Origin of the sequence: Pseudorhodoplanes sp., assembly GCF_046289595.1 — a bacterium.
Classification (GTDB): domain Bacteria; phylum Pseudomonadota; class Alphaproteobacteria; order Rhizobiales; family Xanthobacteraceae; genus Pseudorhodoplanes.
Genome location: NZ_JBKBVB010000135.1, coordinates 1 through 11680, shown reverse-complemented (window position 1 = coordinate 11680; position 11680 = coordinate 1). Strand labels below are relative to the sequence as shown.

At 63.4% G+C, this 11680-nt stretch carries 9 protein-coding genes; 2 read left to right on the top strand and 7 right to left on the bottom strand.

Annotated features, from left to right (window positions below; translation table 11 throughout):
* Position 1 precedes the first annotated feature (1 nt).
* A complete protein-coding gene (locus ACK41X_RS20325; protein WP_409727033.1) occupies positions 2 to 1381 on the top strand; it encodes a leucyl aminopeptidase family protein in 1380 nt (459 codons plus the stop codon).
* Between the two features lie 2 nt (positions 1382 to 1383).
* The gene (locus ACK41X_RS20320) at positions 1384 to 2256 is read left to right on the top strand and encodes a C40 family peptidase (RefSeq protein WP_409727031.1); all 873 of its coding nucleotides are present in this window, start codon (positions 1384 to 1386) and stop codon (positions 2254 to 2256) included.
* A 39-nt stretch (positions 2257 to 2295) separates the two neighbouring features.
* On the opposite strand, the gene ACK41X_RS20315 is transcribed toward ACK41X_RS20320, so the two are convergent.
* From ACK41X_RS20315 to ACK41X_RS20285, 7 genes are all read right to left on the bottom strand, one after another.
* Positions 2296 to 2967 (bottom strand): thioredoxin domain-containing protein, encoded by a 672-nt coding sequence (locus ACK41X_RS20315; RefSeq protein ID WP_409727028.1) that lies wholly within the window; start codon positions 2965 to 2967, stop codon positions 2296 to 2298.
* A 110-nt stretch (positions 2968 to 3077) separates the two neighbouring features.
* Positions 3078 to 4709 (bottom strand): ABC transporter ATP-binding protein, encoded by a 1632-nt coding sequence (locus ACK41X_RS20310; RefSeq protein WP_409727026.1) that lies wholly within the window; start codon positions 4707 to 4709, stop codon positions 3078 to 3080.
* The gene (locus ACK41X_RS20305) at positions 4706 to 5893 is read right to left on the bottom strand and encodes an ABC transporter permease (RefSeq protein WP_409727023.1); all 1188 of its coding nucleotides are present in this window, start codon (positions 5891 to 5893) and stop codon (positions 4706 to 4708) included. The genes ACK41X_RS20310 and ACK41X_RS20305 overlap by 4 nt, the downstream gene beginning before the upstream one ends.
* A 2-nt stretch (positions 5894 to 5895) precedes the next feature.
* Positions 5896 to 7008 (bottom strand): microcin C ABC transporter permease YejB, encoded by a 1113-nt coding sequence (locus ACK41X_RS20300; protein WP_409727020.1) that lies wholly within the window; start codon positions 7006 to 7008, stop codon positions 5896 to 5898.
* A gap of 60 nt (positions 7009 to 7068) precedes the next feature.
* Entirely contained in the window at positions 7069 to 8931 is a 1863-nt protein-coding gene (locus ACK41X_RS20295; protein ID WP_409727017.1) for an extracellular solute-binding protein, read from the bottom strand.
* Positions 8928 to 10826: an extracellular solute-binding protein gene (locus tag ACK41X_RS20290; RefSeq protein ID WP_409727014.1), complete on the bottom strand. Its 1899-nt coding sequence runs from the start codon at positions 10824 to 10826 to the stop codon at positions 8928 to 8930. The genes ACK41X_RS20295 and ACK41X_RS20290 overlap by 4 nt, the downstream gene beginning before the upstream one ends.
* 212 nt (positions 10827 to 11038) lie before the next feature.
* Complete coding sequence (locus ACK41X_RS20285; RefSeq protein WP_409727036.1) at positions 11039 to 11626, bottom strand: c-type cytochrome; 588 nt, start codon at positions 11624 to 11626, stop codon at positions 11039 to 11041.
* Between the last annotated feature and the right edge of the window lie 54 nt (positions 11627 to 11680).

Below are 11680 nucleotides of genomic sequence, written 5' to 3'. Positions count from 1 at the left end.
CATGCACCCAGCTTTTGGCGAATCAAACCACGCTCCGGTCACTCCCATCTGGTTCGCCAGCAAGACCACTTGGCCCGGCATTCGGGAGGGTCTGAGCCCGCTCGCACGCTCATATGCCGATACTGCGGGATTTGAGCCTAAGCCCGGCGCGCATCTTGCCCTTCCGGGGCCGGACGGCAGCCTTGCCGCAGTGTTGTTCGGCATTGAGGATGATGCCGCCAAGGCCAATCCGATGCTGCCGGGAAAATTGCCCGGACTGCTGACGTCGGGTGTCTATCGCTTTGCCAATGCGTCTCACGATACCAGGCTGGCGGCGATCGCATTCGCGCTCGGCGCCTATCGGTTCGATCGCTATCGCAACCGGAGCGGCAAGTCGGTCAGGCTGGTGCAGCCCGATGGCATCGATATCGCGGATCTGTCTCGTATCATCGAGGGTGTCACACTTGCGCGCGATATGATCAATACGCCCGCAAACGATATGGGGCCGGCGGATATCCACGAACAGACCAGGCTTCTCGCAGAGAAGCATGATGCATGGATCGAAGCGGTCACGGACAACGAACTGCTCCTGAAAAACTTTCCGCTGATCCACGTGGTCGGGCGTGCGGCCGCGCGGCCGCCGCGGCTGATCGAGCTGCGCTGGGGCGATCCCACGCATCCGAAGATCACGCTGGTGGGGAAGGGCGTCTGTTTCGACACCGGCGGCCTCGACCTCAAGCCCAGCAGCGCGATGCTGCTGATGAAAAAGGACATGGGTGGCGCCGCGGCCACGCTTGCGCTCGCGCATATGGTGATGGATCGCAAGCTGCCTGTCGCGCTGCGCGTGCTGATCCCGGCGGTCGAGAATTCGGTGGCGGGCTCGGCCTTCCGCCCGCTCGACGTCTACCCGTCACGCAAGGGGCTGACCGTGGAGGTCGGCAACACCGATGCGGAAGGCCGCCTGGTTCTTGCCGATGCGCTGGCGCTCGCCTGTGAGGACGATCCCGATCTTCTGATCGATATCGGGACGCTGACCGGTGCGGCGCGTGTGGCGCTCGGTCCGGACGTGGTGCCGTTCTATACCGGCGACGATGCCCTTGCGAATGCAATGATGGGGCATGGCATGAGGGAGCGCGATCCGCTGTGGCGTCTGCCGCTCTGGGCGCCCTACGAATCGATGCTCGATTCCAAGGTCGCGGATACCAGCAATGTCGGCACGGGCGCTTTTGCCGGATCGATCACCTGTGCGCTGTTCCTCAAGAAATTCGTCTCCAATCCGAAGGCCTGGCTGCATTTCGACATTTACGGCTGGACGCCCTCGGCCAAGCCGGGCCGTCCGGAAGGCGGCGAATGCCAGGCGGCGCGTGCGCTCTATGCGCTGCTCTGCGAGCGGTACGGCTGACCGTGACGTTCGACCCCCGTCTGACCCCGGCGCGTCCCGATCTTGCCGCAAAGCATCTCGAAGGGCAGGTCGAGGCCGAGCGCTTCGTCGATGCCACGACTTGCGAAGTCTTCGATCCGCATGCCGCGCTGCGGAAGGAGCCCTATCCCAATGCGCCACAGGAGACGCAGGCGCTAAAGGGCGAACGCGTCGCCGTCTACGAAACCACCGAAGAAGGCTGGTGCTGGGGTCAACTCGCCACCGACGGTTATGTCGGCTGGATTTCGGCAAACGCCCTGACCACGGCGTTGACCGAACCGTCGATGAAGGTGCAGGCGCTGAGTACGCTGGTTTTTCCCGGACCCGACATCAAGATGCCCCCCATCGAATCGCTGCCGCTCGGGGCGCGCATTGCGGTCGCGCGAATCGCGGAGCCGTTCGCGGTGACGGCGCAGGGCGGCTTCATCCCGGCGCAGCATCTTGCGCCGCTCGACCGCTTCGAGACGGACTACGTCGCAGTCGCTGAACGGTTTCTCGGAACGCCCTATCTGTGGGGCGGCAAGACCCATCTCGGCATCGATTGTTCCGGCCTGGTGCAGGTCGCGGTGACCGCTTGCGGTTTCTCCTGCCCGCGCGACAGCGACATGCAGGAAGCCTCGCTCGGCGAACCGGTGAACGCTGTCGGCGCGCTATCGATGCCGCAACGGGGCGATCTGATCTTCTGGCCGGGCCATGTCGCGCTGGTGCGCGACCGCAAGACCATCATCCACGCCAATGCGCATCACATGGCGGTTGCAATCGAGCCGCTCGATCAGGCGCTTGCGCGCATCAGGGCGGCGCGATCGGAGGTCCGCTCGGTGCGCCGGGTGATCGCGCGCACGCAGTCCGGCGTCTGACGCTTCGCTTTCCGCAAGGCGGCCGTCAGAAGCTGTCTTTCAGCAGGCCGCCTTGCCGCATTTGCGGACCGAATCGATCACGGCCTTCAGACCCTTTTGTCCGGGATGGCCCTGTATGGCGACGTCCCCGACCAGATAGGCCGGCGTTGCCTTCAGATTCAGCGTATCGGCGAAGCGGACATGCGCCTTCATGATGTCGGTGATGCCGTCTTCGTTCGCGGCATCCAGGACCTTCTGCAGGTCGAGCTTGAACTCGCTCGCGGCATTGATGGCGCGCTGGCCGTCGATGACGCCGCGTCCGGCATAGAGCGCGCGGTGGTAGCGGTAAAAGTCCTGCGGCTTGAGCATCTTCGACACCGCGATCTCGACGCGTCCGGCGAGGATCGAGGGAATGCCGAGAACCGGGAACGGCACCAGCACAAGACGCAGCTTGTTGTCGGCTTTCAGCAGCGCATCGATGTCGGCGGAGGCGCGGCGGCAATAGGGGCAATTCAGGTCGTAGAATTCGACGAGGGTGACGTCGCCCTTGGGATTTGCGGCAACGACGGCGCCCGGAAGTTTCTCGGCGGCAGCGACGCGGTCGGACGCGATACGATGATTGGCGACGCGGCTGCCGTCGTCGCCAAGGATCGGCAGCTCAGCACGCAGGCCCTGCGCTTGAGCGATAACGGGGAAGGCGAGAGCGAACAGGAAAGCAAGGAAACGTGACATGGATAACCGTTCTGGGGAGCCGTTTGCTGAACTGTCCCGCCTTCTCCCGCGCCTTGCCGCGAAACCCCAATCAAGATCTTGTTATGCCCGGTGCGACGCGCGCAACGTGACTATTGCGCCACGACGTTGCCGTGCGCGGTTTCGAGATTGAAGGCTGCCGCGAACAAGGCGCGCGTGTAATCGCTCTTCGGATTGGAGAACAGCTCCTGTGCCGGCCCTTCCTCAACGACCTTGCCGTTGCGCATCACGATCAGCCGGCTGGCCAGCGCCGCCACCACCCGCAGGTCGTGCGAAATGAACAGATAGGTGAGGTCGAGCCGCTTCTGCAGGCTGCGCAGCAGGTCGCAGATCTGGCACTGGATGAGCATGTCGAGCGCCGAGGTCGGCTCGTCGAGCACGATGAATTTCGGTTGCAACACCACGGCCCGGGCGATGGCGATGCGCTGACGCTGGCCGCCGGAGAATTCGTGCGGGTAGCGGAACCGCGTCTGCGGATCGAGCCCGACATCCTTGAGCGCCCCGATCACCAGCGCCTCGCGCTCATGTTTTTGCATGGAGGGATGGTGAACCTGCAGACCCTCCTCGATGATGTCGGACACCGACATGCGCGGGCTGAGCGAACCATAGGGATCCTGGAACACCACCTGCATCGCGCTTCGGTAGGGCCGCATCTCCTTGAAGGAGAGATCCTGCACCTCCTTGCCCATGAAAACGATCGGGCCCTCGGAGGAGATCAGCCGCAGGATGGCGAGCCCGAGCGTGGTCTTGCCCGATCCGGATTCGCCGACAATGCCGAGCGTCTCGCCCTTGCGCACGTCGACGGACACGCCGTCCACCGCCTTGATGTGCCCGACGGTCGACCGCAGGATTCCGCGCTTGATCGGAAACCAGACTTTCAGGTCGTCGGTTTTGACCATCGTCGGCGCGTGCGGCTGCATGGGCGCCGGATCGCGGGTCGGTTCGGCGGTCAAGAGCGCCCGCGTATAGGGATGTTCCGGCTCTGCGAAAACGCGCTTGACGTCGCCCTGCTCCACGATCTTGCCCTGGTTCATCACGCAGACGCGGTCGGCGATTTTGTGCACGATGCCGAGATCGTGGGTGATGAACAGCATCGCCATGCCGAGGCGGGATTGCAGATCCTTCAGCAGCTTGAGGATCTGGGCCTGCACCGTGACGTCGAGGGCGGTGGTGGGCTCGTCGGCGATCAGGAGTTCGGGCTCGTTGGCCAGCGCCATCGCAATCATGACGCGCTGGCGCTGGCCGCCGGACATCTGATGCGGATAGCTTTGCAGGCGGCCTTCGGGGTCGGGGATGCCGACCTGGGTCAGAAGGTCGATCACGCGCTTTTTCGCTGCGTCGCCGCGCAGGCCCGAATGCAGTTCGAGGATCTCGCGAATTTGCCGCTCGATGGTATGCAGCGGATTGAGCGAGGTCATCGGCTCCTGGAAGATGATGGTGATGTCGTTGCCGCGGACCTCACGCATGTCGCGTTCCGACGCGCCGATCAGTTCCTTGCCCTTGAAATGGATGGTGCCGCTCGGATGGCTGGCGGCCGGATAGGGCAGAAGCTTCATCACCGACAGGGCGGTGATGGATTTTCCCGAGCCGGATTCGCCGACCAGCGCCACGGTCTCGCGCGGCCTGACGTCGAACGATACCTTGTCGACGCACAGATTGGTGCGCCCGCCCTGGGTGAAGGCGATCGAGAGGTCGCGGACCGAGAGGAGAGGCGGCACGCTCATGCGAAGATCTTCCGCGGATCGAAGGCGTCGCGCACCGCCTCGCCGATGAACACCAGAAGCGAGAGCATGATCGCGATGGTGAAGAAGCCGGCGAGGCCGAGCCAGGGCGCCTGGATATTGGCCTTGCCCTGGGAGAGGAGTTCGCCGAGCGAGGGCGAGCCGGGCGGCAGGCCGAGGCCGAGGAAGTCGAGCGCGGTCAGGGTTCCGACCGACGCCGAGAGCAGGAATGGCAGCATGGTCAGCGTTGCCACCATGGCATTCGGAAGCAGATGCCGGAACATGATCCTGACATTGCTGACGCCGAGTGCGCGCGCTGCCATCACATATTCGAAATTGCGGCCGCGCAGGAATTCAGCGCGCACCAGATTGACCAGCGACACCCAGGAAAACAGCAGCAGAATGCCGAGCAGCACCCAGAAGCTCGGGGTCAGCACCGATGAAATGATCATGAGCAGGAACAGCGTCGGCACCGAGGTCCAGATTTCGAGCGCGCGCTGGAACAAGAGATCGACCTTGCCGCCGAAGAAGCCCTGCACCGCGCCCGCCGTGACGCCGATCACCGACGAGATCGAGGTCAGAATCAGCCCGAACAGCACGGAAATCCGGAAGCCGTAGATGATGCGGGCAAGCACGTCGCGGCCCTGATCGTCGGTGCCGAGCCAGTTATATTCGAGATCGCGGCACGAGGTGAGATTCTTGCGCTCGACCACCGGTTTGCATTGCTCTTCGGTGAGCAGCCAGGTCGGCTTGGACGGTGCCGGCGTCGGCAGATCGAGATTGTGCGTGCGGTAGGAATAGCGGATCGGCGGCCACCAGACGCGGCCGCCGGCCTCTGCGATCTTCTCCTGCAGATAGGGATCGCGGTAATCCGCCGCGGTCTCGAACTCGCCGCCGAAGGTGGTCTCAGCATAGGTGAAGAGGGCGGGGAAGTAGAAGCGCCCATCGTAGCGGATCATGAACGGCTTGTCGTTCGCGATCACCTCGGCAAACAGCGAGGTGATGAACAGGAACAGGAAGATCCAGAGCGAGTAGTAGCCGCGGCGGTTGCGCTTGAAGTTTTCCCAGCGCCGCCGGTTCATCGGCGACAGCCGCAGGGGCCGCCGTTCCGGCGGCACGACCAGACCGACCGGTCCGATCGATTCCTTGTCGGCTTCCGGCATCGTGGTGGGGACGCGCGCATCCATGATCAGACCTCGCGCGCCTCGAAGTCGATGCGGGGATCGACCAGCATGTAGACGATGTCGGACGCCAGCCCGACCACGAGACCGACGAGAGCAAAGATATAGAGCGTGGCAAACGTCACCGCGTAGTCGCGGTTCATAATGCTTTCGAAGCCGAGCAGGCCGAGCCCGTCGAGCGAGAAAATGGTCTCGATCAGCAGCGCCTCGGCGAAGAAGGCGCCGATGAAGGTCGCCGGGAAGCCGGCGATGATGATCAGCATGGCGTTGCGGAAGACGTGGCCGTAAAGCACGCGGGAATCCTTGCAGCCCTTGGCGCGCGCGGTCAGCACGTATTGCTTGCGGATCTCGTCCAGAAACGAATTCTTGGTGAGCAGCGTCATGGTGGTGAAGGCAGAGAGCGACATCGCGATCAGCGGCAGCGTCAGGTGCCAGAAATAGTCGAGAATCTTGCCGTACCAGGGGAGCTGCGCCCAATTGTCGGAGGTCAGGCCGCGCAAGGGGAACCAGTCGAAGAACGATCCGCCGGCGAACAGGATGATCAGCAGGATCGCGAACAGAAATCCGGGAATCGCATAGGCGACGATGAGAACGCCGGAGGTCCACGCATCGAAGCGGGTTCCGTCCTTCACCGCCTTGCGGATGCCGAGCGGGATCGAAATCGCGTAGGACAGAAGCATCATCCAGAGTCCGAGCGAGATCGAAACCGGCAGCTTCTCCTTGATGAGGTCGATCACCGTGACGTCGCGGAAATAGCTCTTGCCGAAGTCGAACCGCAGATAGTTCCACAGCATGAGGAAGAAGCGCTCATAGGCCGGCTTGTCGAAGCCGAATTGCCGTTCGAGCTGCTTGATGAATTCCGGGTCGAGCCCCTGCGCGCCGCGATAGCGCGTCGAGCCGCCGTCGATCGCGGAGGCGCCCTCCATGCCGCGGCCGGCGAAATCGCCGCCGGGCGAACCGGATATGCGCGAGGTTGCGCCGGTGTCGGAGCCCGACAATTGCGCGATCACACGCTCGACCGGGCCGCCCGGCGCAAACTGGATGACGACGAACGACACCAGCATGATGCCGAACAGGGTCGGGATCATCAGAAGCAGGCGTCGTAAGATATAGGCACTCATGCGATTTCGCCCATCATGGCCGATCTGCCGTCCCGCGGGAACCCGTCTCTGGCGGAAACGCTAGCCCCGCCGCTCCAGTTGCGCCGCCTTGGCGGGATCGTACCACCAGGTCTCCGGAATGCCGCGGGCATATTTCGGCTTTCCCTGCGCTGGCCGGTCGAACATGTCCCAATAGGCGATCCAGTGGGAGGCCTTGTACCAGTGCGGCACCCAGTAGCGGCCGGACCGAATGACGCGGTCGAGCGCGCGGCAGGCCGTCACGAGATCCGGCCGGGTCGGCGCCGCGACGATCCGGTCGATGAGGGCATCGATCACCGGATCGGAAATGCCCGCGAGGTTCTGCGATCCCTTGATCCCGGCCGCCTGCGACGAAAAATACGACCGCAGCGACTCGCCGGGGGCCGTCGAGAAGCCGAAGCGCTGGATCACCACGTCGAAATCGAACTCGTTGGTGCGCGACTTGAGCTGCACCGGATCGACCATCCGCACATTGGCGTCGATGCCAAGCACCGCAAGGTTCTTGATATACGGCATATGGTGGGCCTGGAAACCCGGTTCGTCGAGCAGGAACTCGATGGTCAGGCGCTCGCCGCGCGGCGTCACCCGCTTGCCGTCCTTGACCGGATAGCCGGCCTCGTTGAGGAGCCGCGTGGCATGGCGGAGCAATGCGCGGTCGTTGCCCGAACCGTCCGAGACCGGCGGGACGAAGGGCTCGCCGAAGACTTCGTCCGGCACCTTGCTCCGGAACGGCTCCAGCAGCTTCAGTTCGTCCGCGCTCGGCTTGCCGTTCGCCATCAGGTCGGAATTCTGGAACACCGAATGGGTGCGCTCGTATGAGCCGTACATGATCGAACGGTTGGTCCATTCGAAGTCGAAGGCGTAGATCAGCGCCTCGCGCAGTTTCGGACTCTGGAATTTCGGCCGCCGGGTGTTCAGGAACCAGCCCTGCGCGCCGGAGGGCGTCTCGTCCTTGAGAATGTCCTGCTTCACGCGCCCGTCGCGGATTGCCGGGAAGTTGTAGCGCGTCGCCCAGATGCGCGAGGTGAATTCCTCGCGGAAGGTATAGTTGCGGCCGGTAAAGCCTTCGAAGGCGACGTCACGGTCGCGATAGAATTCGTAACGGATCACATCGAAATTGTGCAGGCCGCGCTGCACCGGCAGGCGCGCGCCCCACCAGTCCTTGACGCGCTCGTATTCGATGAAGCGGCCCGGCTCGAAGCGGCCGACCCGATAGGGACCGCTGCCGAGCGGAATGTCGAGGCTCGATTCCTCGAACGGCCGGGTCGAATAATAGGTTCGCGAGAAGATCGGCAGGCCAGCGACGAACAGCGGCACGTCGCGTCCGCGCTTTTGCTTGAAGCGCGCGACGAGGGTCTGGTCGTCCACCGCCTCGGCGCCGTCGAATTCGCGCAGCAGCGCCTGGATGATCGGGTGACCTTTTTCTTTCAGGATGTTGAGCGAGAAAGCCGAGTCGTGCGCGGTGAGGATCGTTCCATCGTGGAAGGTCAGACCCGGCCGCAACGCAAAGCGATAAACGAGTCCGTCGTCGGAAATCTGCACCGAGCGGGCGGCCAGGCCGTACATCGAGTCGGGTTCGTCGGCGGCGCTGACCATCAGGCTGGCGAAGGTGCGCTCCATGCCAAGCGCAGCGTCGCCGCGGAGGATGTAGCTGTTCAGCGAATTGAAGGTCAGGAAATTCTGGTTGAACTGCCGGTTGGTGCCGACCAGCGAGAAGGTTCCGCCCTTGGGCGCGTCCGGATTCACATAGTCGAAATGCGGGAAGTCCGGAGGATATTTCAGATCCCCAAATGCGGAGATGCCATGCGTCTCGCGCGCATTCGCGAACCCGGCCTGAGCGAGAGCCGCAGCGCCGGCTGCGCCCGCGGTGATGGTGAGAAACGTGCGGCGCGTCAGCCCGCTCACGTACGCGACCCGGTCTTGGCAGCGAGTTCGGCATCCCACCACCACACCGTCGGGAATGCCGCCATACCGTATTTCGGCAAGGGATCAGGCTTGCCGAACCGGTTCCAGCGTGCCGTGCGGATCTTGCCATAGGTCCATTGCGGCACCACGAAATGGTTGGCCAGCAGCACGCGGTCGAGCGCCTTGGTTGCGGCGACCAGTTCGGCGCGGTTCTTGGCGAACACCACGCGGTCGATCAGCGCGTCGATTGCCGGATCCTGGATGCCGACGAAGTTGCGCGAGCCCGGCTGCTCGGCGGCCTTCGATCCCCAGAAGCCGCGCTGCTCGTTACCGGGCGACAGCGACTGGCTCCAGGATGCGAGGATGATGTCGAAGTCCCAGTTGCGCTGACGGTTTTCGTATTGCGTGGCATCCACGACGCGGATCGAGACGTCAACGCCGACGCGCTCCAGGAGCGGCTTCCAGAAACTGACGATGCGCTCGAAGGTCGGCTGCGACAGCAGCACCTCGACCTGCATTCTTTCGCCGGTTTTGACGTTGGTCAGTTTGTGATCCTTGATCTCCCAGCCGGCCTCGCGGAACAGCCGCAGCGCCTCGCGCATATTGTTGCGCACCGCATTCGCGTCGCCGCCTTTCGGATTGGTGAAGGCGGTGGTGAAGACTTCGGGCGGCACCTTGTCCTTCACGGTCTGCAGGATTTCCAGCTCCTGGCCCTCCGGCAGTCCGGTAGAGGCGAGTTCCGTGCCCTCGAAATAGCTGTTGATGCGCCGGTATTGCCCGAAGAAGATCTGCTTGTTCATCTCCTCGAAGTCGAAGGCGAAATTGAAGGCGCGGCGCACCCGCGGATCCTTGAACTTGTCGCGCCGGATGTTGAACGCGAAGCATTGCATGATGCCGAAATTGCGGATCTCGAATTCCTCAAGGATCACGCGCTTGTCGCGCACTGCGGGAAAATCGTAGGCGGTCGCCCAGTCCTTGGCGCTGTTCTCGTAGCGCCAGTCCAGTGTGTCGGCCTTGAAGGCCTCCAGTGCGACGGTGGAATCGCGAAAATATTCGTAGCGCAATTCGTCGAAATTGTTGGTGCCGACATTGACGTTGATGTCCTTGCCCCAATAATCCGGCACGCGTTCATAGGAAATGGTGCGGCCGGCGACGAAAGACTTCACCCGGTAGGGCCCCGAACCGAGCGGCGCTTCCATCAAGGTCAACGAAATGTCGCGCTGGCGGCCCTGCGCATCCGTGCCCACCCACCAGTGTTTCGGCAGCACGTTGAGCTGACCGATGATCTGCGGCAATTCGCGGTTGCCGGCCTGGTCGAAGGTGAAGGTGATTTCGCGCTCGCCGGTCTTTTCCGCCTTGGTCACATGCCGGTAATACGCCGCCTGCTGCGGATCGTATTTCTTGAACGCCTCGAAGGAGAAGATGACGTCCTCCGGCGTGATCGGCTTGCCGTCGTGCCACTTTGCTTGCGGGCGCAGACGATAGGTGCAGCTCGTAAAATCGTCCGGATGCTTCACCGCCTCCGCGAGCAGGCCGTATTCGGTCGACACCTCGTCGAGCGCCGATGCCATCAGCGTATCGTAGATGAGCCCGATGCCTGCGGCCATGGCGCCTTTCACGCGCCCGACCGCGAGATTGAAATTGTCGAAGGTGCCGAGCGCGACCTGGCGTACCAGGCCGCCGGTCGGCGCTTTCGGGTTGACGTAATCGAAATGCTTGAAGCCCTCGGGGTATTTCAGTTCGCCGAACAGCGACAGGCCGTGCCGCCAGGTCTGTTCCGGCGTCGAGGCCTGGGCTTGCGCCTTGAACACGGGAAGAGTCTCGACGGCGGAAACGATCGGGCTGGCCAGCGCCAGCGCGCCGGAGCGGATCAGGGTACGGCGGGAGAGGCTCACGGTCTTGGCTCCAGTCGCGTTGCGGGCACGGTCCAACTGCCCGTTTATCTATGACGGTTTTACGGATAACCCCAGCTTCGGCGTCTTAAAAGGCGGTAATTTACCGCCTTCGGCACCGCACCCTTCACGGTAGCGGCCGCGGCCCGAAACGCAAACGGCCGGGCAGGGCCCGGCCGTCGCAAATGAACGTGATTTCAACGGATGCGAATGGATCAGTTCTGACCGGCCGCGGGTGCCGCCGGTGCTGCGGGCGCTGCGTCAGCCGCCTTCGGCAACGGAACCGGATTATCCGAAAGCGTGTGGAGATAGTTAATGAGATCGGCCCGTTGTGCGGCACGACTGAGCCCGGCATAGGCCATGCTGGTGCCGGGCAAATAGCCTTTCGGGCTGGCAAGGAACTCATCCAAATTCTCGTAGGTCCACGCGCCGCCCTTGGCCTTCATCGCCGCCGAGTAATTGAATCCATCGACTGCGGCCTTCGGGCGATCGACGATCCCGTAGAGATTTGGGCCGACGCGGTTGGGGCCGCCTTTCTCGAAGGTGTGGCAGGCGGCGCATTGCTTGGCAGCATTCTGACCGCGCTGGGCGTCAGAACTCGCCAGGCGAACGGCGATTGGCTCGGCCGGCTCGGGTTTGGCGGTTTCGGTCGCGCCCGGGGTTTCCGGCACCGCGATGGCGTAGCCGGGCCGCTCGATCTTGCCGGGCGCAAAGATCGCGCCCGCGGCGATATTGATGGTCAGAATGCCAAGGCAGGTCGCCAGCACGGCGCCCATGATCTTGTTGAGTTCGAAAGAGTCCATCGGCGCTCCGCAGCAGCCCGTGATCGTAAGGCGCGGGCAGGAGCCGCCCGCGGC

Bases quoted from the DNA above. Each gene is read 5' to 3' on its own strand.
- ACK41X_RS20305 (WP_409727023.1), bottom strand. From the start codon at position 5,893: ATGGATGCGCGCGTCCCCACCACGATGCCGGAAGCCGACAAGGAATCG.
- ACK41X_RS20300 (WP_409727020.1), bottom strand. From the start codon at position 7,008: ATGAGTGCCTATATCTTACGACGCCTGCTTCTGATGATCCCGACCCTG.
- ACK41X_RS20315 (WP_409727028.1), bottom strand. From the start codon at position 2,967: ATGTCACGTTTCCTTGCTTTCCTGTTCGCTCTCGCCTTCCCCGTTATC.
- ACK41X_RS20325 (WP_409727033.1), top strand. From the start codon at position 2: ATGCACCCAGCTTTTGGCGAATCAAACCACGCTCCGGTCACTCCCATC.
- ACK41X_RS20285 (WP_409727036.1), bottom strand. From the start codon at position 11,626: ATGGACTCTTTCGAACTCAACAAGATCATGGGCGCCGTGCTGGCGACC.
- ACK41X_RS20310 (WP_409727026.1), bottom strand. From the start codon at position 4,709: ATGAGCGTGCCGCCTCTCCTCTCGGTCCGCGACCTCTCGATCGCCTTC.